Here is a 21,463-nt window from a genome sequence, read left to right on the forward strand (position 1 = left end):
GAAGCTAGAATTCCTCCTTTCGAGAGAAGTCGGACTGGAAGAAATCGGTGAAGTACCGATTGCCATATCAATTTATTAAGGCCATGTTAAAGCTTATAGCTATGGAGGGGCTCCAGACAACCACTAAAGATGAGTGCTACCTGCACGGGCGATCAACAGACTAGTTTAATAAAGCTTTATTTTAAAAATCGATCCTTTAGTAAGTTTCTTTTCTAATTAATTTGTTTTTAAATAGGTTCTTTGGCGAAAATTTTTTAAGGTTGACTAATTAGAGCTGGTTGCGAGACTTTTGCATAGAGCAGCAACAGGTGGCTTATGCAGCGTTTACGCAGAAGAGGTTCACCGCCTCAGTGGAAAACGAGCATCTCTGGCTGCAATTAACCACTCCGCAAATGAGGAAATAGCAACAAAGTATACGGAAACAGTCTTTTAAAAAAATAAATCCTTTAAGAAAAGCTCCTATACTTTTAATAAAAAGATATAATGGTAAAGGAGTATGTGTGAGGAGTTAATAGAGATGAATTTAACTACAAAGGAAATACAAGAAAAATTAGAGAGGATTACGAATGTAAACGATCCTTTTTTAGAGAAATGTAAAACAGATTCAAGAAAAGGTGTTCAGCAGCTAGTTCAAAAATGGTGGAAAAGTTATGAACAGGAAAAAGCTTTGCAGGAACAGTTCTACGGTATGCTTAACTATGAAAGAAAAGCGAATAGCCAAGGCTTTCACTTAATTGCAGGTGTTGATGAGGTTGGAAGAGGACCGCTCGCAGGTCCTGTTGTGGCAGCGGCAGTCATTTTAAAAGAAGAGTGTTACATACCAGGGTTAACAGATTCAAAAAAATTAACAGCGGCTATGAGAGAGAAGTATTTTGATAAAATAAAAACGAATTCAAAGGCAATAGGTATTGGCATCGTTCATGCAGAAGTCATTGATGAAATAAATATATACGAAGCTACAAAGCTTGCCATGATACAAGCAATAAAAAAATTAGAGATTGATCCTGATTTTTTATTGCTTGATGCGATAAAGCTTGATTTACCAATTTCTCAGGAATCAATTATCAAGGGTGACGCTAAAAGCGTATCGATTGCTGCAAGCTCAGTTATTGCAAAGGTGACGAGGGACCGGATCATGCAGGATTTAGCAAAGCGTTTGCCTGAATATGGTTTTGAGCAGCATATGGGATATGGTACTAGATACCATTTGGAAGCATTACAAAGATATGGAGTTACAGAATATCATCGCAAAAGCTTTGCACCCGTTAAGGAATTACTATAAAGCATATAAGAGTAGAGTCGCTGACAGAAGCCCCAGCAAGCTTATCTTAAAGGAATTTCAGTTAAAGGTTATTATCCAGTAAAAAACATTTAAATCGTTTCTTAAAAGCCTCTTTAGCGCTTTACAGAGGCTTTTAGCTATGTCTATCGTGCTATATTTCCCTCTATGTCTTTTAATATCTTCAATCAACCTATTTTAATAAAATAAAAATTAATTTTCTTAGAGGAGTATACTATTTTGTGTCGAATGGTAGACAAGGCGAAAACTATTATATAAAATGAAAGCGCAGTATATTTTTTATTCTTGTAAATTGGTTAGGAGGATGGCAAATGAATATCCATGAGTACCAAGGGAAAGAACTCTTACGTAAATACGGAGTTTCTGTACCTAACGGACGAGTGGCTTTTTCTGTAGATGAAGCAGTTGAAGCTGCAAAAGAACTTGGAACAGACGTAGTAGTGGTAAAAGCTCAAATCCATGCAGGTGGACGCGGTAAAGCCGGTGGAGTAAAAGTTGCTAAAAACCTTGAAGAGGCTCGTACATATGCTGAAGAAATTCTGGGGAAAACATTAGTAACACACCAAACAGGCCCAGAAGGCAAAGAAGTAAAGCGCCTGCTTATTGAAGAGGGCTGCGATATTAAGAAGGAATATTACATTGGTCTAGTTTTAGACCGTGCTACATCCCGCGTTGTACTAATGGCTTCTGAAGAAGGCGGAACAGAAATTGAAGAAGTAGCAGAGAAAACTCCTGAAAAAATCTTTAAAGAAGTAATTGATCCTGCAGTAGGATTACAAGGCTATCAAGCTAGAAGAATTGCATTTAATATTAACATTCCAAAAGAACTTGTTGGACAAGCTGTTAAATTTATGATGGGCTTGTATAAAGTTTTTGTAGAAAAGGATTGCTCAATTGCAGAGATCAATCCATTAGTTGTAACAGGTGATGGAAAAGTAATGGCCCTTGATGCAAAATTAAACTTTGATTCAAATGCATTATATCGCCATAAAGATATCGTTGAATATCGTGATCTTGAAGAAGAAGATCCAAAGGAAATTGAAGCTTCTAAATACGATTTAAGTTATATTTCTTTAGACGGTAACATTGGCTGTATGGTAAATGGTGCTGGACTTGCAATGTCTACAATGGACATTATTAAATATTACGGCGGTGAACCTGCAAACTTCCTTGATGTTGGGGGCGGTGCAACTGCGGAGAAAGTAACAGAAGCGTTTAAAATTATTCTTTCCGATCAAAATGTTAAAGGAATTTTCGTTAACATCTTTGGTGGAATCATGAAGTGTGATGTTATTGCAGAAGGTGTTGTAGAGGCAACAAAACAAGTAGGTTTAGAGATTCCGCTTGTCGTTCGTCTTGAAGGTACTAACGTTGATTTAGGAAAGAAAATTTTAAATGAGTCTGGCTTAAATATTACTTCTGCAGAGTCTATGGCTGACGGCGCACAAAAAATCGTTTCATTAGTAGGGTAAGAAAGGCAGGGGACAAACATGAGTGTATTTATTAATAAAGATACTAAAGTAATCGTACAAGGAATCACAGGGTCAACAGCCCTTTTCCATACGAAACAAATGCTTGAATATGGTACTAAGATTGTTGGTGGTGTCACTCCAGGAAAAGGCGGAACTGAAGTAGAGGGTGTACCAGTTTTCAATACAGTTCAAGAAGCAGTTAAAGTTACAGGCGCAAACGCTTCAGTTATTTACGTACCTGCTCCTTTCGCTGCAGATGCAATTATGGAAGGCGTAGACGCTGAATTAGATTTGGTAATTTGTATCACTGAGCATATTCCGGTAATGGATATGGTTAAGGTTAAGCGTTATATGGAAGGTAAGAAAACTCGTCTGGTTGGCCCTAACTGCCCAGGTGTGATCACGCCTGAGGAATGTAAGATCGGGATTATGCCTGGTTACATTCATAAAAAAGGTCATGTAGGTGTTGTTTCACGTTCAGGAACACTTACATATGAAGCTGTTCATCAATTATCACAAGCAGGTATTGGTCAATCTTCAGCTGTAGGAATAGGCGGGGACCCAGTAAATGGAACAAACTTTATCGATGTACTTAAAGCTTTTAATGAAGATGAAGAAACGTATGCAGTTATCATGATTGGTGAAATTGGCGGAACTGCTGAAGAAGAAGCTGCTGAATGGGTAAAAGCAAATATGACAAAACCGGTAGTTGGCTTTATCGGTGGTCAAACAGCACCTCCTGGAAAACGAATGGGACATGCTGGTGCAATTATTTCAGGCGGTAAAGGTACTGCTGAAGAAAAAATTAAAACAATGAACGCTTGCGGTATTAAAGTTGCTGAAACACCTTCTGTTATGGGAGAAACACTTATTTCAGTACTTAAAGAGCAAGGGTTATTTGAAAAATGTAAAACACATTAAGCAGATTCTTATTGAAGGAAAGGGACAGGTTTTCACCTGTTCCTTTTCCTCGTGCTTATAAAATAAATTATTAATAGTAGGTAAAAAAAGATCAATTAGGAGGCAAAATGGATATAGTTACAAAAACACTCTTTGCATTATCACATTGTAAAGGAATTAGTTCGCTTCTTCTGTACAGGTTATTAAAGCTTGATCCAACATTAACTATTATTCACTCTCTAAAGGAAAGCGAATGGTCCGGTTATTTCAATATTACAAAAGAAAAAGCTTACACAATTAAAAGGGAGTTTGCTTCATTGCAAGTTGACGCGCTTCTAGAAACATATAAACAACAAATCTGTTTTGTCCCCCTTTATGATAATAACTACCCGCCTCTTTTAAAGGAAATCTCAGATCCTCCCCCAATCCTGTATTATAAGGGAGATATACGTCTTACACATCAACGGTATCTCATAAGTGTAGTTGGGACAAGGTATCCAACGAACTATGGTCAAACAGCTTTGGAGCACCTTTTAAAGCCGCTGATTAGGGAAGATTGGATTATTGTAAGCGGTATGGCAAAGGGAATTGATACGATAGGACATGAAACAGCTATAAAAAATGGCGGGAAAACAATAGCAGTCATTGCAGGAGGCTTATTTTTTCTTTACCCTAAACAAAACATCCCATTAGCAAAAACACTCATGGAATCACATCTAATCCTCTCAGAACATCCTCCAGTTACACCACCTCAAAAGTGGCATTTTCCAATGAGAAACAGAATAATAAGTGGATTATCATTAGGAACGATTATAATACAAGCAAAGAAACGAAGCGGGTCATTAATCACCGCTCACCAGGCATTGGAACAAAACCGAGAGGTATTTGCTGTACCAGGGTCCATATTTGACGAAAATAGCTCTGGTGCAAATGAACTTATACAAAGCGGAGCAAAATTAATTCAACATGCATCAAATATTATAGAAGAATTTTCATTTTCGATTGATTAAATTTTTGATAAAGGTACAAAATTAACATAATAAGCGAGACTTCCATCAATAGGGGGACTCAAATTTTCGGATGTACATGTGCCGACTTTTCTTATGACGTAGCGAATTTAGTTGACCATTCCCGCTTATCTCCTTATTTTCTTTGAAACTTGAGTAGAGAGTCCTGTTTTTAGGATTGAAATAAATTCGTAAGAATTTGTCATTTAAGTGAAAATATTCATGTTCATTCATATTAAATTAGTATATGATAAGGGTAATTTCTTTATTTGTGTTTGACAAATTGCATGGGAATATTTAATAATAGTGGAGATTTATATTGTGAAACATCTTTCAAATAAGGATTTTAAATTGTTCCTATAAATCTTTATCAAAATCTATGTTCAAGCTCATTTATGATGTTGCCACTATGCTGATCGAAGACAGCAAGCGAAAATCAACACACAATTTTTAAAAGAGCGTAATGAAAAAGTAGAGAATAACAATCCAAACTTTACGTAGGTAAGTGAAGGAGACATTTACATTCATGCAATCTTTCAAAAAATGAAAAATAAAATAAATAAGAAGTATTAAAGAGAGAATACCTCTTAAGGAGGACAATATGCATGTCGGACTATTTAGTCATTGTTGAATCACCTGCAAAGGCGAAAACAATTGAACGTTATTTAGGAAAAAAGTATAAAGTAAAAGCCTCAATGGGGCATGTTCGTGATTTACCTAAAAGCCAAATCGGTGTTGATATTGAACATAACTTTGAACCAAAGTACATTACGATTAGAGGCAAGGGGTCTGTTTTGAAGGAACTAAAAACGGCAGCTAAGAAGGCTAAAAAAGTATTCCTTGCAGCCGACCCTGATCGTGAAGGGGAAGCGATTGCATGGCATCTGGCACACAGTCTTGATGTCGATATACATTCTGACTGCCGCGTTGTATTTAATGAAATTACCAAGGATGCAATCCAGGAATCATTTAAGCATCCGCGTTCCATTAATATGGATCTCGTCGATGCTCAACAGGCGAGACGTGTTCTTGATCGACTTGTCGGCTATAAAATAAGTCCAATACTCTGGAAAAAGGTAAAAAAAGGTCTGAGTGCCGGAAGAGTACAATCAGTAGCCGTTCGCTTAATCATAGACCGTGAAAATGAAATTAAAGAATTTGTTCCAGAGGAATATTGGTCTATCGAAGGACAATTCTTAAAAGGTCAAAAAGAATTTGAGGCAGCGTTTTACGGGGTTAATGGAAAAAGAATAGAGCTAAAATCAGAAGCTGATGTGAAAGAGATTTTAAAAGAAATAAGCGGAAACAAATTTAATGTTGAAAAAGTAACAAAAAAAGAACGAAAACGTAATCCCGCTGTTCCATTTACAACTTCGACTTTACAACAGGAAGCTGCGCGTAAATTAAACTTTCGGGCAAAAAAAACAATGATGATTGCTCAACAGCTATACGAAGGAATTGATTTGGGCAAGGATGGAACTGTTGGTTTAATTACCTATATGAGAACAGATTCAACAAGAATATCTGAAACAGCTCAAACAGAAGCAGCACAATATATAAATGATAAATATGGTAAAGAGTTCCGTGGCTCCCAATCAAAATCAGCTAAGAAAAATACAAATGCTCAAGATGCACACGAGGCAATTCGCCCGACCTCGACTTTACGTGATCCTGCATCAATGAAAGTATTCTTGAGCAGAGACCAACTTAGACTTTATAAGTTGATTTGGGAACGGTTTGTTGCTAGCCAAATGGCACCTGCTATTTTGGATACAATGAGTGTTGATTTAACAAATAATGGAGTACTGTTTAGAGCAAATGGCTCGAAAATAAAATTCCCAGGTTTCATGAAAGTGTATGTAGAAGGAAGTGACGATCAAACAGAAGAAAAGGACCGATTGCTGCCTGATTTAAAAGAAGGAGATGAAGTCTTTTCGAAAGATATTGAACCAGCTCAGCATTTTACACAGCCGCCTCCTCGTTATACAGAGGCACGCTTAGTAAAAACATTAGAAGAGCTGGGGATTGGGCGCCCTTCAACATATGCTCCAACACTTGATACAATTCAAAAACGCGGTTATGTGGCACTTGATAATAAACGTTTTATTCCAACAGAGCTTGGCGAAATTGTCTTAGAACTCATTATGGAGTTCTTCCCTGAAATCATTAATGTCGAGTTTACTGCAAATATGGAAAACAGTCTTGATAATGTTGAAGAAGGCAATATAGAATGGATTAAAATTATCGACGATTTTTACAAAGATTTTTCTCCAAGACTTGAAAAAGCCGAAAATGAAATGGAAAAAATCGAAATTAAAGATGAACCTGCTGGTGTAGACTGTGAAGAATGTGGACATCATATGGTTTATAAAATGGGTAGATACGGTAAATTCATGGCTTGCTCTAATTTTCCTGATTGCCGGAATACAAAGCCGATTGTTAAAGAAATTGGCGTTAAATGCCCGAGTTGTGAAGATGGTATGATTGTTGAGCGAAAATCAAAGAAACGCAGAATTTTTTATGGCTGCAGCAATTACCCGGAATGTGAATTCCTTTCGTGGGACAAACCAATTGCAAGAAGTTGTCCAAAATGTAACAATATGCTTGTGGAGAAAAAGCTGAAAAAAGGCGTTCAAGTACAATGTATGGAATGTGACTATAAGGAAGAACAACAAAAGTAGGTGAGCGCTTTAGGCTCACCTCTTTTATGTGATTAAATGGAGGGTAATGCATCATGTATCAAGATCAGGTAGTTAATGTAATAGGTGCAGGCTTAGCTGGAAGTGAAGCAGCATGGCAGTTAGCAAAAAGAGGTATTCAAGTTCGTCTATATGAAATGCGACCAGTGAAACAAACACCTGCACATCATACAGACAAATTTGCGGAATTAGTCTGCAGTAACTCGTTAAGAGCAAATACACTAACAAATGCAGTAGGTGTTTTAAAGGAAGAAATGAGAATTCTTGACTCTGTTATTATTAAAGCTGCTGATGAATGCGCAGTTCCAGCCGGGGGAGCTTTAGCAGTAGACCGTCATGAATTTGCTGGAAAGGTAACAGAGCTTGTAAAAGGACATCCCAATGTTACGGTTATAAATGAAGAAGTTGGAGAAATCCCAAGCGGTCCAACTATCATTGCGACAGGCCCGCTTACGTCAAAAAATCTCTCAGAGCAATTAAAAACATTAACAGGTGAAGAATATCTATATTTTTATGATGCTGCAGCACCAATTATTGAAAAAGATAGTATTAATATGGATAAGGTTTATTTAAAATCCCGCTATGATAAAGGGGAAGCTGCATATCTAAACTGCCCAATGACAGAGGAAGAATTCGATCGTTTCTATGAAGCCTTAATTTCAGCTGAAACTGTTCCGTTAAAGGAGTTTGAAAAGGAGATTTTCTTTGAAGGATGCATGCCGATTGAGGTAATGGCACAACGAGGCAGAAAAACCATGCTGTTTGGTCCATTAAAACCTGTTGGTTTAGAAGACCCGAAAACAGGGAAAAGACCTTATGCAGTTGTTCAATTGCGACAGGATGACGCAGCAGGTACCTTATATAATATAGTAGGTTTTCAAACACATCTTAAATGGGGTCCGCAAAAAGAAGTTCTTTCTCTGATCCCTGGACTTGAAAATGCGGAAATTGTTCGATATGGCGTAATGCATCGTAATACCTTTATTAATTCACCTAGATTGTTAAAGGCAACTTACCAGTATAAAGACCGTGAGGATTTATTCTTTGCAGGACAAATGACCGGTGTTGAAGGATATGTAGAATCGGCCGCATCAGGCTTGGTTGCCGGATTAAATGCTGCTCACCTTTTACTTGGAAAAGATTTAATTGAATTTCCGAATGAAACGGCGATCGGCAGCATGGCAAAATACATTACAACGGCAAATCCGGATAATTTTCAACCAATGAATGCAAACTTTGGTATTTTTGCAGAATTACCTGAGCGGATTAAAAGTAAAAAAGAACGAAATGAAATGCATGCAAATAGAGCGCTAGAAACAATTCAAAAAATTTCGAAAAATCTATAGAAATCATTTGCAAGGGCTACTAAAGTTATGTTAACATTTAGTAGCCCTTGTGAGGTGTTATCATGGAAAATGTTAAGAATTATTTAAATTTCTTCATTGAATATTTACAAATTGAGAAAAACTATTCACAATATACAATTGTGAATTATTCCAATGATATCGAGGATTTTTTTTCCTTTATGAAAGAACAAGTGATCCTACAGCTAGAAGAAATTACATATAATGATACACGATTATATTTAACCCAGTTACATAAGAGAAAGTATTCTAGAAAAACAATTTCAAGAAAAGTATCATCATTAAGAAGTTTTTTTAAGTTCCTTGTTCGTGAGGAAAAATTGACTGAAAATCCTTTTGCATTGGTGTCTTTACCAAAAAAAGAGCAAAAAATTCCCGAATTTCTTTATGAAGAGGAAATAGAAAAATTATTTACAGTCTCGGATTGTACCACCCCATTAGGGCAAAGGAATCAGGCGCTTATTGAGGTTCTGTATGGAACGGGGATACGTGTCAGTGAGTGTTGTAATATCCGCTTAACAGATATTGATTTGTTTATAGGAACGGTTCTTGTACATGGAAAGGGAGGCAAACAAAGATATGTACCCTTTGGAAGCTATGCTCAGGATGCGATAGAACGCTTTATTAACGAAGGTAGGAAAAAGTTGATTAGTAAGCACACAGTAACAGATCAACATTCCTATTTATTTGTCAACCATCGCGGCGGACCGCTGACTGATCGCGGAGTTAGACACATCTTAAATGAAATGATTAAGAAAGCATCCTCTACTCTTCATATCCACCCGCATATGTTTCGGCATACCTTTGCTACACATATGCTAAATGAAGGTGCAGATATGAGAAGTGTTCAGGAACTGTTAGGGCATGCACACTTATCTTCGACCCAAGTATATACCCATGTTACAAAAGAGCATCTAAAAAGAATTTATTTGTCCCATCATCCTCGAGCTTAATGCAGGATACTTAGGAGGTAAAAACCATGTCTCAATTTCATGCGACAACAATATTTGCTATACATCATAATGGTAAGGCCGCAATGGCAGGCGATGGTCAAGTGACGTTTGGCAATGCAGTTGTAATGAAGCATACTGCAAAGAAGGTCAGAAAAATATTTAATGGAAAAGTTATTGCTGGCTTTGCAGGTTCTGTTGCTGATGCCTTTACATTATTCGAGCTTTTTGAAGGCAGACTTGAAGAGTATAACGGTAATTTACAGCGAGCAGCAGTTGAGCTGGCAAAAGAATGGCGCAGTGATAAGGTATTAAGAAGGCTTGAAGCAATGCTTATTGTTATGAATGAAGAACATCTTTTGCTTGTATCTGGCACAGGAGAAGTCATTGAACCAGACGATGGTATTTTAGCAATCGGTTCAGGCGGAAATTATGCTTTATCTGCTGGCAGAGCGTTGAAGCGCTATTCAGGAGATAGCCTTTCTGCAAGAGAAATCGCAGAGGGTGCATTAACAATTGCTGGTGAAATTTGTGTTTATACAAATCAAAATATCATTGTAGAAGAGCTTTTATAAGGGAGGGAAAAGGGATGAATAAAGAGCTGACACCAAAACAAATTGTAGAACGATTAGATCAATATATTATAGGGCAAAAGGATGCTAAGAAGGCTGTTGCTGTTGCTCTTAGAAATCGATATCGCAGAAGTCTGTTGAATGAAAAGCTGCGTGAAGAGGTAGTCCCGAAAAATATTTTAATGATTGGTCCCACAGGTGTTGGGAAAACGGAAATTGCTAGAAGAATAGCTAAGCTTGCACGCGCGCCATTTATTAAAGTTGAAGCGACAAAATTTACTGAAGTTGGATATGTAGGCAGAGATGTAGAATCAATGGTACGCGATTTAGTTGAAACAGCAGTACGTTTAGTTAAGGAAGAAAAAATGCTCGGTGTCAAAGGAATGGCAGAGGAAAACGCAAATAAGCGTTTAGTTGAGTTGTTAGTCCCAGGAAAAAAGAAGCAATCTGCCGCTAAAAATCCGCTGGAAATGCTATTTGGAGGAGCAGGCAGCCAAGTAAATGAGCAGGATGATAACACAGAAGAGTCATCACTCCAAGAAAAACGCCGCCGAATTGCTCATCAGTTAGCGTTAGGTGAATTAGAGGATCACTATGTCACTGTTGAGGTTGAGGAACAGCAAGCATCCATGTTTGACTTACTTCAAGGTTCAGGTATGGAGCAAATGGGAATGAATATGCAGGATGCTTTAGGAAGCCTAATGCCGAAGAAAAAGAAAAGACGTAAGCTTACTGTAAGAGAAGCAAGAACCGTTCTGACAAATGAGGAAGCAAGTAAATTAATTGATTTAGATGAAGTTACTCAGGATGCTGTCATACGTACAGAACAATCAGGTATTATTTTTATCGATGAAATCGATAAAATTGCCGGAAAATCAAAAGGCGGATCAACTGCAGATGTTTCTAGAGAGGGAGTACAACGTGATATTCTTCCGATAGTTGAGGGATCAACCGTTGTAACAAAGTATGGTTCTGTTAAAACAGATCATATATTGTTTATAGCTGCAGGAGCTTTTCATATTGCAAAGCCATCTGATTTAATCCCTGAACTTCAAGGTCGTTTTCCTATCCGTGTTGAATTAACAAAGCTTAGCGTTGATGATTTTGTGAAAATATTAGTAGAACCCGATAACGCATTATTAAAACAATATCAAGCTTTAATTGAAACAGAAGGTATACAATTAGAATTTTCTGACGATGCTATACGTAAAATAGCTGAAGTTGCATATGAAGTGAATCAGGATACAGATAATATTGGAGCAAGAAGGCTACATACAATTCTTGAACGTTTATTAGAAGATTTAAGTTTTGAAGCACCAGATATAAGTTTAGAAAAAATCGTGATTACACCACAGTATGTAGAAGATAAGTTAGGTAAAATTTCAAAAAATAAAGATCTAAGTCAATTTATTTTATAGGATTAGTACGTTTATTTTTAAGTGCATACAGTTGGAAACAGAGCGTATGCCTGTTTTCACAAAGTGAATAATTTAATATGTTACAGGAGGAACCGATTATGGCTCTATTACAAAAAACACGTAAGATTAATGCAATGCTTCAGAGAGCAGCAGGCAAACCAGTTAACTTTAAGGAAATGGCAGAAACGCTTAGTGAGGTAATTGAAGCAAATATCTTTGTAGTCAGCCGCAGAGGTAAATTACTTGGATTTGCAGTTAATCAACAAATCGAAAACGATCGTATGAAAAAAATGTTAGAAGATCGCCAATTTCCAGAAGCCTATACAAACAATCTCTTTAATATTACCGAGACATCCTCAAATATTGATGTTGAAAGTGAATACACAGCTTTCCCGGTAGAAAATCGTGATTTATTTAAAAATGGATTAACGACAATTGTACCAATAATAGGCGGTGGAGAGCGTTTAGGAACTTTAATCCTTGCAAGAGTGCAGGAGCAATTTGAAGATGAAGATTTAATTCTTGCAGAATATGGTGCTACAGTTGTTGGTATGGAAATTCTGCGTGAAAAAGCAGAAGAGATTGAAGAAGAGGCACGCAGTAAAGCTGTTGTACAAATGGCAATAAGTTCTTTATCATATAGCGAACTAGAGGCCATTGAACATATTTTTGAAGAATTAAGCGGAAATGAAGGGTTGTTAGTTGCAAGTAAAATTGCAGATCGTGTGGGAATTACACGTTCGGTTATCGTAAATGCTCTTCGCAAGCTTGAAAGCGCAGGTGTAATTGAGTCCCGTTCATTAGGGATGAAAGGAACTTACATTAAAGTTTTAAATGACAAATTCTTATTAGAGCTAGATAAATTAAAAACAAATTAATAGAACAAAAGCTTAAGGCGCATTGATTGCCTCTGGCAAGTAAGCCGCTCATGGATAAAAAAAGGTAGACTTAACCTTCAATTCATGAGCGGCTTTTTGACTTTTAGAGGGAGTGTTATGCGCTGGCAAACAAACTTGGAGCGTCCTGTTATGCTGACTGTACCTGAACGGCTTATGGTTCTATGTTGGATATAGTGTGATCTTTTATCAAAAAAAGTAAATAAAAGGCTGACTCAAAAGGGCTGGTCCCATCAAACAAACACTCTATATGGACATTCTATATAAGTATATTCGATGATGAGGATTTGGCCCTTTGTTTTTGAGGAGTTCCCTCATACATTCCTTAACTATATTTTTAATTCGTTATTGATTTGGCTAATTAGGGCAAAGGAGAAAAGAACCGTGAAAAAAACTGGAATGTTTACTGGGAAAACAAAAGCGCATAGTAATGGGAAAATATAACATGAATATAGTTGTCGAAAAATGTGATAATCTGTTTTAAGAATCAGTACTTATGGAAAATAAAAAGACAATACCTTCGATAATGGCAAACTCAGCGAAAGTTGGGGACGCAAAGCCACGGGCCTAATGAGAATTTCTTTATGGTAGCCGGGTTACCGAAAAGGATTGGAAGTGCCTTTTATTGAGGAACTAATGCCTGCCAATCTTATTTTGTTAGGCATTTTCTATTATGTTGCCTAACAAGGTCGCCTTTTAGATTGAGTATGGGGAGAAGTATTCTTCTTTGCGTGTCAAAATAAATTAGGTATTTAATCACGTGACACTTTTTAAAATGAGGCAAAAAACATTTTTTCGATTAGTAAAAAAGTCCTTAATTTAAAATAGATTGAATGATTCTGCATTCATGAGAAAATTAATTACTGATTTACTTTCTGGAGAAAAAAAGATTGAAGTAATAGGAACTGCGAGAAATGGCCAAGATGCAGTTAAGAAGGTTGAATTATTAGATCCGGATGTTATTCCGATGGATATTGAAATGCCAATTATGAACGGACCATGGAAGAATTTCCAAAACCGGTTATTATGTTGTCCAGCACCATAAACGAAGGTGCCCAAAATACGATTTTATCATTGGAGTTTGGAGCATTTGATTTTATTGCAAAGCCTTCCGGGGCTATTTCATTAGACTTATTTAAAGTAAAGGAAGAGCTAATCAAAAAGTCCTTCTTGCAAAGTCAGATAACATTTGCAAGTTACATAATGATCCAGGAATGGACAAATGGGTGATCAAGGAAAAAGGATATAGGAAAAAGGACTCGTATAATGAGAGTGGACCGGTATTTATCCCGAAAGCAATTTCTATGAAACCGATTATTTGTATAGGGACCTCTGCAGGAGGGCCAGAGCATTGCAACAGGTACTGCCCAAATTGCCAGCTGACATAAATGTGCCAATTTTCATAGTCCAACATATGCCATCTGGTTTCACAAAATTACTGGCAAACAGGCTTAACGCGATTTCGAAAATCACGGTAAAGGAAGCCGAGCATGGTGAAGGGGGACAAAAAGGAATTGCTTATATTGCACCAGGCGGCTCCCATCTTAAGGTCAAGAAGTACAGAAACTCTTTAAAGATTATCGTGGATCAAACTGATCTGCGGAGTGGCCATCGGCCATCTGTTGATGTGCTGTTTGAGGCATTAAGTGAATTGCAAGATTATCGGAAGATTGCCGTAAACCTCACAGGTATGGGCTCTAATGGGACTGAAGGACTAAAAAAGCTAAAATTAACAGGTGCCGTAAATGCCATTACAGAATCAGACCAATCATCTATAGTTTTAAGGATGCCTAAATCAGCATTAAAAACAAATCTAGTTGATAGAGTGGACCATTTAGATAATATCGCAGCTTCTATCATGGAGTTTATCCGAAAATAAGAGGGGTTTTCCGAATGGATATGAATCAATATTTAGAAGTTTTTATTGTTACAATCTTGTAATGAAAAATTACTAGATTTAGAGAAAAATCCTAATGATCTATCTATTGTCAATGAGATTTTTCGTTTCCGCTCATACGTTAAAAGGAATGAGCGCGACGATGGGGTATGAAGATATAGTAAATTTAACCCATCAAATGGAAAATGTATTAGATGCTATTAGAAACGAAAAGCTTTCTGTTACACCTTCCCTATTTGATGCTGTTTTTGCCGCTTTAGATGCGATTGAGGATATGGTTTTGTCTATTGAATCAGACGGTGATGTTAAATAGAACGTGTCTGAAATTGTTGAGATCCTAAAAACTATCCAACAAGGTGAAATAGTCAAGACCTTTTAAATCATGGGCAGACTGGCACAAAAGCTAAGAAACAAGTAATCAATGAATATGATGACTTTGAATACACAGTTATCCAGCAGTCAAAAGAACAAGGATTTAGCGCCTATGAATTAACGGTTTCACTTCGTGAGGATTGTTTATTAAAGGCAGCAAGAGTTTTTATGGTATTTGAAATTTTAGAACAAATTGGTGAAGTTATTAAAGCCGTTCCAGCTGTGGAACTATTAGAAGAGGAAAAATTTGATTCCCAATTTACTGTGTCTATCATTTCAAAAGTAACAAGCGATGTAATTAAAGAAAAGGTCATGAAGGTATCTGAAGTTGATAAGGTTAATGTACATATAGTAGACCCTGACACTGTAAAACAAGAAGCTATGTCCTCTTTAGTTCCAGGAAAAAGCGAAGGAATTGAAGGGCCGGGGGAAGATAAGTATGAACAAGAACAGGAAACCAGTTTTCAAACAGCTAAAAAACAAGTTGCAGCAACAAGTAATAAAACGATTCGCGTTAATATTGAGCGTTTAGATATCTTAATCATTAATAATTAAAATAGAGGACGTTTTTTTGTCTGCAATTTTTTAGTGGTGAGACATTTTTCTGGAGTTTGAAATAAATAGGAACTGCAAAATGATATATACCTGCTCCGTACACATCCTATAACAGGACAACCATAGATTTTTTATCAAGGGAGGTTAAAAATGAGCATTTTTCTTTTCATCATTAGTTTTCTTCATCATATCATCGCTTTTTATTTTATTATTGTTTTGTTTATGAAGTACTCAACGATAAAAGATCTTACAAATACTCAGAAAAAATTACTTAGGAAACAGAGGAAGCAATTACAGGCTTTTTAATTGAAATAAAAGATGAGAATGAATGGTTATTTCCCAATTAAAACAGCAAGAGAACATGAACGTTTCCAATGAAAGGGTAGCTGTTTCAGGTTGTGAAGAACCAAGTAAACTTCCTTTGCATGGTAAGGTAAAGGAAAAAAATCAAGATGAGCTTCCTGACTATTTGAACAATGTGAATAAAATCGAAGATATTATCGAAATATCTCAATCTTCACAGGGAAAAAGTCTTCCTTTTGAATTGGAGGCTATAAATCTTTATGAAAAAGGTTATACTCTTGAACAGATTGCAAAAAAATTAAATAAGGGCAAGACAGAAATTCAGCTGCTTCTTAAATTTCGGCGAAAATAAACAAATGAAAAGAAGTTGAACTTTAGCCTTGATTGTCATATTTTGATGTGGTATATTAATTTTTGGTGTTAATACACACGCTTATAGATTTAAGCATTGGTGCTGTTAGTGCATCTAACAGTTATGTTTAAAGATGATGTAAGCGGAGGAGATCAAAAACCATTAGGAGGAACAAACACATGTCAGTTATTTCTATGAAGCAATTGCTTGAAGCTGGTGTTCACTTCGGTCACCAAACACGCCGTTGGAACCCAAAAATGAAACGTTACATCTTTACTGAGCGTAACGGCATCTACATTATCGACCTTCAAAAAACTGTTAAAAAGGTTGAAGAAGCTTACAAATTCGTTAAAGAACTTGGAGCAGAAGGCGGTACAATCCTTTTCGTTGGTACAAAAAAACAAGCACAGGACTCAGTAAAAGAAGAAGCTGAACGTTCTGGTATGTACTTTGTTAACCAACGCTGGTTAGGTGGTACGTTAACAAACTTTGAAACAATCCAAAAACGTATCAAACGTTTAAAAGATATTCAAAGAATGCAGGAAGATGGAACTTTTGAAGTACTTCCTAAAAAAGAAGTTGTTCAACTTAACAAAGAGCTTGAGCGTCTTGAAAAATTCCTAGGCGGAATTAAAGACATGAAGCAATTACCAGATGCATTATTCATTATCGATCCTCGTAAAGAGCGTATCGCAGTTGCTGAAGCTCGTAAATTAAATATCCCAATCGTTGGTATCGTTGATACGAACTGTGATCCGGATGAGATTGATTACGTAATCCCAGCAAATGATGATGCAATTCGCGCTGTTAAATTATTAACTGCAAAAATTGCTGATGCAATTTTAGAATCTAAACAAGGTGAAGAAACAACAACACCTGCTTAATGTGCAAAAGGTGATAAGGGGAATTGGCCTTTTATCACCTTTTTTTAAGCGAAATTACATAAAGTGCATAAGCGGAAGCGCCTTACTCAGTCTTGGGCAAATTGGTTGCTGCCTTCTAATCAGTCAGTAGCTGGACTCTAGAGGGGCAGGCCTGAAGCTAGGTGTCGAAATATTATCAAAGAACAAGAAAAATTCTAAATCAATTAAAATTAATTGACCCTTAAGGAGGAATACCGTTATGGCAGTAACTGCACAAATGGTAAAAGAACTACGTGAAAAAACAGGCGCAGGAATGATGGATTGTAAAAAAGCGTTAACTGAAACAAATGGCGACATGGATAAAGCAATTGATTTCCTTCGTGAAAAAGGAATTGCAAAAGCAGCTAAAAAAGCTGACCGTATCGCAGCTGAAGGTTCTACATTAGTAAAAGTAAACGGAAATGAAGCTGTTATCCTAGAAGTAAACTCTGAAACTGACTTCGTTGCGAAAAATGAAGGATTTAAAGAGTTAATTAACGGACTAGCTGATTTCTTATTAGCTAATAAACCTGCAGATGTTGATGCTGCACTTGCAGGAACAATGGAGAACGGTTCAACTGTAGCAGATTACATTAACGCTGCAATCGCTAAAATTGGAGAAAAAATTACCCTTCGCCGTTTTGTAGTTGTTAATAAAACAGATAACGACTCATTTGGTGCTTACTTGCATATGGGAGGACGCATCGGTGTATTAACTTTATTAGAAGGTACAACTGATGAAGATGCAGCTAAAGATGTTGCAATGCATATTGCAGCGGTAAACCCTAAGTATATTTCTCGTGACCAAGTATCTGCTGAAGAAGCTGAGCATGAGCGCGAAATTTTAACTCAACAAGCACTTAACGAAGGCAAGCCTGAAAATATTGTTGCTAAAATGGTAGAAGGCCGTTTAGGAAAATATTTTGAAGAAATTTGCTTGCTTGATCAAAGCTTCGTTAAGAATCCAGATCAAAAAGTTAAACAATTTGTTGACTCAAAAGGCGGTACTGTAAAAACATTCGTTCGTTATGAAGTTGGAGAAGGTATCGAAAAACGCCAAGACAACTTTGCTGAAGAAGTAATGAACCAAGTAAAAAAATAAGTATAATTATCGATCACTATCATTATAGCTTATAGTGTTTGTGTGTATTGATTATACATCATTTCTTAAAATGAAAAAGGGAACACAAGGCTGTGTTCCCTTCTTTTGGAGATACATACTATTTCTTTCAAATTTTAAATGCAACAAAAGCAAAGTTGGAGGTAATTATGAGTAAACCAAAATATCAACGTATTGTTCTAAAATTAAGCGGAGAAGCACTTGCGGGTGACAGCGGCTTTGGTATAAACCCTGCAGTTATTCAATCAATTGCAAAACAGGTAAAGGAAATTGCAGAATTAGATGTTGAAGTTGCAGTAGTCGTAGGCGGAGGAAACATTTGGCGAGGAAAAATAGGTAGTGAAATGGGGATGGATCGTGCGACTGCCGATTACATGGGAATGCTGGCAACTGTTATGAATTCCCTTGCTTTACAAGACAGTCTTGAAACATTAGGTATTCAAACCCGTGTTCAAACTTCTATTGAAATGAGACAGGTTGCTGAGCCTTACATAAGAAGAAAAGCGATCCGACATTTAGAGAAAAAACGCGTTGTTATTTTTGCAGCTGGAACAGGTAATCCATACTTCTCAACAGATACGACAGCTGCCTTACGTGCCGCTGAAATCGAGGCTGATGTGATTTTAATGGCAAAAAACAATGTGGATGGTGTTTACAACGCTGATCCTCGAGTGGATAAAGATGCCGTGAAATATGATACTTTATCATACTTAGATGTACTAAAAGAAGGTCTTGCGGTAATGGATTCAACAGCATCTTCTTTATGTATGGATAATGATATACCGTTAATTGTCTTTTCTATTATGGAAGAGGGAAATATTAAACGGGCTGTTATAGGTGAAAATATTGGAACAATTGTAAGGGGGAAATAATCTTGGCTAAACAAGTATTGGCAAACACAAAAGAGAAAATGGAAAAAGCAGTTGCGTCTTTATCTCGTGAATTAGCATCCGTAAGAGCCGGCAGAGCTAGTGCTAACTTATTAGATAAGATTTCAGTTGATTATTATGGTGCTCCTACACCAGTTAACCAACTTGCTTCTATCAGTGTACCAGAAGCACGTCTTCTTGTTATTCAACCATATGACAAGTCTATTTTAGGTGATATTGAAAAAGCTATTCTTAAGTCTGACTTAGGATTAACACCTTCAAATGATGGTTCATTAATTCGTCTTTCTATTCCTGCTCTTACAGAAGAAAGACGTAAAGAACTTGTGAAATTAGTGAAAAAATATGCAGAAGAGGCAAAAGTTGCGATTCGTAATATTCGACGAGATGGTAACGATGACCTGAAAAAGCTTGAAAAAAATGGCGAGATTACAGAAGACGAATTAAGAAGCAATACAGAAAACGTTCAAAAGTTAACAGATGAGTACATTGTTAAAATTGACAATGTAGCAAAAGACAAAGAAAAAGAAATTTTGGAAGTTTAATTAAACTAAAAGCTGCTTACTCAGCCAAACAATTTGAAGCTCATGGATAATAGGTGTTTTTTCACCTTCCATTCATGAGCGCCTTATGATACAAGAAGCAAGATTTTATCCGTAATATGCTGTGGCCTCTTAATGGGCTGCAATAGCATTTACTGTGCTCCAAAACTGGAAGGCACTTGCGCTAATCAGTCATACAGGAAATTTATAGTTTCCTAATCACTAAAAAATAGGTACAATAGATATGTGAAAGACCCTCTAATGTTTACAGGGGGTTTTTTTGTTAATACTGTTAACATCATCATGGTAAATAGAGATCATGAATTATTGGGTGATGGAGGAAACACATGCTCAACATATTAAAAAAGTGGAAAGGAAGTCCTCAAGCCACTGCTGAACAAACGATAGTCATAGAGGATATTTTAAAGGGAGAAATACCTGAACACATTGCAATCATCATGGACGGTAATGGAAGATGGGCAAGAAAACGTGCCCTCCCAAGGATTGCCGGACATCATGAAGGAATGAAAGTTGTACGGAAAATTACAAGACAAGCAAATGAACTTGGTGTTAAGGCACTTACCTTATATGCATTCTCTACTGAAAATTGGAAAAGACCTAAAACAGAAGTTGATTATTTAATGAAGCTGCCCGAAGAATTTTTAAATACCTTCTTACCTGAACTAATAGAGGAAAATGTTCAAGTTCGAATTATCGGTGATAAAAACAGACTTCCTGAACATACGTTAAGAGCTGTTGAAAAAGCAATGAGTGATACAGAGAAAAATACTGGACTCATTTTAAATTTCGCGTTGAATTATGGAAGCCGGGCCGAGATCATTTCAGCTGTGCAAAAAATTACGAATGATGTGAAAAACGGTAGAATCGATGAATCGGCAATCAATGAGTCGCTTTTTTCTGAATATTTAATGACAAACCAGTTAAAAGACCCTGATTTATTAATACGAACAAGTGGTGAAATACGATTAAGTAATTTTATGCTTTGGCAGCTGGCATATACAGAATTTTGGTTTACTGATGTACTTTGGCCGGATTTCACTGAACAAAATTTACTTGAAGCAATTCACACATATCAACAAAGAGGGCGCAGATTTGGCGGCGTATAAAGGTGATGATTTACAATGAAACAACGAATATTAACTGCAGTATTGGCTGCAGCTATTTTTCTTCCGTTTGTAATTTATGGAAAGCTTCCGTTTACAATTTTTGTTTATTTATTAGCTACAATTGCTTTACATGAGCTTTTAAGGATGAAAAAAATATCGTTGGCTAGCATACCTGGACTAGTCAGTTTAGTTATTTTATGGGTTCTATTAATTCCATCTGCTTATATCGATATATTTGAAGTATTTTCTAAAGCAGAATTTGCATTATTAGCTCTACTCCTGTTATTAACCTATACGGTTGTAACTAAAAATAAATTTACATTCGATGATGTAGGTTTTGTTGTGATTGCGATTTTTTATTTAGGAATTGGGTTTTATTTTCTAATCGAGACGAGAAACCTTCATCCTGGTGGTCTAGAACTTGTTTTTTATGCATTAATATTGATATGGGTAACTGATTCTGGAGCTTATTTTGTTGGACGTGCAATGGGTAAGAAAAAACTTTGGCCGGAAATTAGTCCCAATAAAACCATTGAAGGTGCAGTTGGCGGTGTAGTTTTTGCTGTTATCTTTTCGTGGATCTATCATTATTTCACAGGGGTTCTTGATAATTATATTGTCGTTACTTTTATGACGATCTTCCTGTCAGTCTTTGGTCAAATGGGGGATCTAGTTGAATCAGCACTTAAACGTCATTATCAAGTAAAAGATTCAGGTACCATCCTTCCTGGACACGGAGGAATATTAGACCGTTTCGACAGTTTGCTATTTGTCCTACCATTATTACATTTCTTAAGAATCATTTTTTAAACCGTTTTGATTGGAAGT

Annotated in this window: 22 protein-coding genes, 1 pseudogene and 1 riboswitch; all 23 genes and pseudogenes read left to right on the top strand. The window is 36.6% G+C overall.

Features of this window, described 5'->3' with window-relative positions; translation table 11 throughout:
• The first annotated feature begins 289 nt into the window (after window positions 1-289).
• The 23 genes and pseudogenes from WQ54_RS33485 to WQ54_RS08295 all read left to right on the top strand — a co-directional run bounded on the left by WQ54_RS33485 (window position 290) and on the right by WQ54_RS08295 (window position 21,445).
• A complete protein-coding gene (locus WQ54_RS33485) occupies window positions 290-433 on the top strand; it encodes a hypothetical protein (protein WP_156177822.1) in 144 nt (47 codons plus the stop codon).
• 84 nt (window positions 434-517) lie between these two features.
• Window positions 518-1,282, top strand: a complete 765-nt coding sequence (locus tag WQ54_RS08200; RefSeq protein ID WP_046514701.1) for a ribonuclease HII — start codon at window positions 518-520, stop codon at window positions 1,280-1,282.
• Window positions 1,283-1,611: 329 nt separating this feature from the next.
• Window positions 1,612-2,772, top strand: coding sequence for an ADP-forming succinate--CoA ligase subunit beta (gene sucC / locus WQ54_RS08205; RefSeq protein WP_046514704.1), 1,161 nt, complete (start codon window positions 1,612-1,614; stop codon window positions 2,770-2,772).
• 18 nt (window positions 2,773-2,790) lie between these two features.
• Complete coding sequence (gene sucD / locus WQ54_RS08210; protein ID WP_046514707.1) at window positions 2,791-3,693, top strand: succinate--CoA ligase subunit alpha; 903 nt, start codon at window positions 2,791-2,793, stop codon at window positions 3,691-3,693.
• A gap of 107 nt (window positions 3,694-3,800) precedes the next feature.
• A complete protein-coding gene (gene dprA / locus WQ54_RS08215) occupies window positions 3,801-4,682 on the top strand; it encodes a DNA-processing protein DprA (protein WP_046514709.1) in 882 nt (293 codons plus the stop codon).
• 602 nt (window positions 4,683-5,284) lie between these two features.
• A complete protein-coding gene (gene topA, locus WQ54_RS08220; RefSeq protein ID WP_046514712.1) occupies window positions 5,285-7,360 on the top strand; it encodes a type I DNA topoisomerase in 2,076 nt (691 codons plus the stop codon).
• A gap of 53 nt (window positions 7,361-7,413) precedes the next feature.
• Window positions 7,414-8,724, top strand: a complete 1,311-nt coding sequence (trmFO, locus tag WQ54_RS08225) for an FADH(2)-oxidizing methylenetetrahydrofolate--tRNA-(uracil(54)-C(5))-methyltransferase TrmFO (protein ID WP_046514714.1) — start codon at window positions 7,414-7,416, stop codon at window positions 8,722-8,724.
• A gap of 62 nt (window positions 8,725-8,786) precedes the next feature.
• Window positions 8,787-9,695: a tyrosine recombinase XerC gene (gene xerC, locus WQ54_RS08230; protein ID WP_046514716.1), complete on the top strand. Its 909-nt coding sequence runs from the start codon at window positions 8,787-8,789 to the stop codon at window positions 9,693-9,695.
• Window positions 9,696-9,721: 26 nt separating this feature from the next.
• Window positions 9,722-10,267 (top strand): ATP-dependent protease subunit HslV, encoded by a 546-nt coding sequence (hslV, locus tag WQ54_RS08235; protein WP_046514719.1) that lies wholly within the window; start codon window positions 9,722-9,724, stop codon window positions 10,265-10,267.
• A 14-nt stretch (window positions 10,268-10,281) separates the two neighbouring features.
• A complete protein-coding gene (gene hslU, locus WQ54_RS08240; protein WP_046514722.1) occupies window positions 10,282-11,682 on the top strand; it encodes an HslU--HslV peptidase ATPase subunit in 1,401 nt (466 codons plus the stop codon).
• A 98-nt stretch (window positions 11,683-11,780) separates the two neighbouring features.
• On the top strand, window positions 11,781-12,560 hold the full coding sequence (gene codY, locus WQ54_RS08245) for a GTP-sensing pleiotropic transcriptional regulator CodY (protein ID WP_046514724.1): 780 nt from the start codon (window positions 11,781-11,783) through the stop codon (window positions 12,558-12,560).
• A gap of 536 nt (window positions 12,561-13,096) precedes the next feature.
• Window positions 13,097-13,182: riboswitch (cyclic di-GMP riboswitch) on the top strand.
• Window positions 13,183-13,425: 243 nt separating this feature from the next.
• Window positions 13,426-13,742, top strand: a pseudogene (locus WQ54_RS32495) (response regulator); the annotation flags it as partial.
• 187 nt (window positions 13,743-13,929) lie between these two features.
• Window positions 13,930-14,457 (top strand): CheB methylesterase domain-containing protein, encoded by a 528-nt coding sequence (locus tag WQ54_RS32500; protein ID WP_231597478.1) that lies wholly within the window; start codon window positions 13,930-13,932, stop codon window positions 14,455-14,457.
• A gap of 94 nt (window positions 14,458-14,551) precedes the next feature.
• Entirely contained in the window at window positions 14,552-14,788 is a 237-nt protein-coding gene (locus tag WQ54_RS34615; RefSeq protein ID WP_231597479.1) for an Hpt domain-containing protein, read from the top strand.
• Between the two features lie 227 nt (window positions 14,789-15,015).
• Entirely contained in the window at window positions 15,016-15,402 is a 387-nt protein-coding gene (locus WQ54_RS34620; protein WP_052737713.1) for a hypothetical protein, read from the top strand.
• A 150-nt stretch (window positions 15,403-15,552) separates the two neighbouring features.
• Window positions 15,553-15,708, top strand: a complete 156-nt coding sequence (locus tag WQ54_RS33490; protein ID WP_156177824.1) for a hypothetical protein — start codon at window positions 15,553-15,555, stop codon at window positions 15,706-15,708.
• Between the two features lie 22 nt (window positions 15,709-15,730).
• Window positions 15,731-16,057 (top strand): hypothetical protein, encoded by a 327-nt coding sequence (locus tag WQ54_RS32510; RefSeq protein ID WP_084821903.1) that lies wholly within the window; start codon window positions 15,731-15,733, stop codon window positions 16,055-16,057.
• 179 nt (window positions 16,058-16,236) lie between these two features.
• Window positions 16,237-16,941, top strand: coding sequence for a 30S ribosomal protein S2 (rpsB, locus tag WQ54_RS08270; RefSeq protein ID WP_046514727.1), 705 nt, complete (start codon window positions 16,237-16,239; stop codon window positions 16,939-16,941).
• A 238-nt stretch (window positions 16,942-17,179) separates the two neighbouring features.
• The gene (tsf, locus tag WQ54_RS08275; RefSeq protein ID WP_046514730.1) at window positions 17,180-18,061 is read left to right on the top strand and encodes a translation elongation factor Ts; all 882 of its coding nucleotides are present in this window, start codon (window positions 17,180-17,182) and stop codon (window positions 18,059-18,061) included.
• A 167-nt stretch (window positions 18,062-18,228) separates the two neighbouring features.
• Entirely contained in the window at window positions 18,229-18,951 is a 723-nt protein-coding gene (gene pyrH / locus WQ54_RS08280; RefSeq protein ID WP_046515046.1) for a UMP kinase, read from the top strand.
• Window positions 18,952-18,953: 2 nt separating this feature from the next.
• Complete coding sequence (frr, locus tag WQ54_RS08285) at window positions 18,954-19,511, top strand: ribosome recycling factor (protein WP_046514732.1); 558 nt, start codon at window positions 18,954-18,956, stop codon at window positions 19,509-19,511.
• Window positions 19,512-19,855: 344 nt separating this feature from the next.
• A complete protein-coding gene (locus tag WQ54_RS08290; protein ID WP_046514734.1) occupies window positions 19,856-20,635 on the top strand; it encodes an isoprenyl transferase in 780 nt (259 codons plus the stop codon).
• Window positions 20,636-20,650: 15 nt separating this feature from the next.
• Window positions 20,651-21,445 carry a phosphatidate cytidylyltransferase gene (locus tag WQ54_RS08295; protein WP_046514736.1) on the top strand — a complete coding sequence of 265 codons (795 nt, stop codon included), beginning with the start codon at window positions 20,651-20,653 and terminating at the stop codon, window positions 21,443-21,445.
• Window positions 21,446-21,463 lie beyond the last annotated feature (18 nt).

This window comes from Bacillus sp. SA1-12 (assembly GCF_000981385.1).
Lineage (GTDB): Bacteria > Bacillota > Bacilli > Bacillales > Bacillaceae > Metabacillus.

Coding starts and splice junctions, on each gene's coding strand:
- sucC (WP_046514704.1), top strand. CDS start 1,612: ATGAATATCCATGAGTACCAAGGGAAAGAACTCTTACGTAAATACGGA.
- tsf (WP_046514730.1), top strand. CDS start 17,180: ATGGCAGTAACTGCACAAATGGTAAAAGAACTACGTGAAAAAACAGGC.
- WQ54_RS32510 (WP_084821903.1), top strand. CDS start 15,731: ATGGTTATTTCCCAATTAAAACAGCAAGAGAACATGAACGTTTCCAAT.
- WQ54_RS33490 (WP_156177824.1), top strand. CDS start 15,553: ATGAGCATTTTTCTTTTCATCATTAGTTTTCTTCATCATATCATCGCT.
- dprA (WP_046514709.1), top strand. CDS start 3,801: ATGGATATAGTTACAAAAACACTCTTTGCATTATCACATTGTAAAGGA.
- WQ54_RS08200 (WP_046514701.1), top strand. CDS start 518: ATGAATTTAACTACAAAGGAAATACAAGAAAAATTAGAGAGGATTACG.
- WQ54_RS08290 (WP_046514734.1), top strand. CDS start 19,856: ATGCTCAACATATTAAAAAAGTGGAAAGGAAGTCCTCAAGCCACTGCT.
- sucD (WP_046514707.1), top strand. CDS start 2,791: ATGAGTGTATTTATTAATAAAGATACTAAAGTAATCGTACAAGGAATC.
- WQ54_RS34620 (WP_052737713.1), top strand. CDS start 15,016: ATGGTATTTGAAATTTTAGAACAAATTGGTGAAGTTATTAAAGCCGTT.
- trmFO (WP_046514714.1), top strand. CDS start 7,414: ATGTATCAAGATCAGGTAGTTAATGTAATAGGTGCAGGCTTAGCTGGA.
- hslU (WP_046514722.1), top strand. CDS start 10,282: ATGAATAAAGAGCTGACACCAAAACAAATTGTAGAACGATTAGATCAA.
- WQ54_RS34615 (WP_231597479.1), top strand. CDS start 14,552: ATGATCTATCTATTGTCAATGAGATTTTTCGTTTCCGCTCATACGTTA.
- topA (WP_046514712.1), top strand. CDS start 5,285: ATGTCGGACTATTTAGTCATTGTTGAATCACCTGCAAAGGCGAAAACA.
- codY (WP_046514724.1), top strand. CDS start 11,781: ATGGCTCTATTACAAAAAACACGTAAGATTAATGCAATGCTTCAGAGA.
- pyrH (WP_046515046.1), top strand. CDS start 18,229: ATGAGTAAACCAAAATATCAACGTATTGTTCTAAAATTAAGCGGAGAA.
- xerC (WP_046514716.1), top strand. CDS start 8,787: ATGGAAAATGTTAAGAATTATTTAAATTTCTTCATTGAATATTTACAA.
- rpsB (WP_046514727.1), top strand. CDS start 16,237: ATGTCAGTTATTTCTATGAAGCAATTGCTTGAAGCTGGTGTTCACTTC.
- WQ54_RS08295 (WP_046514736.1), top strand. CDS start 20,651: ATGAAACAACGAATATTAACTGCAGTATTGGCTGCAGCTATTTTTCTT.
- hslV (WP_046514719.1), top strand. CDS start 9,722: ATGTCTCAATTTCATGCGACAACAATATTTGCTATACATCATAATGGT.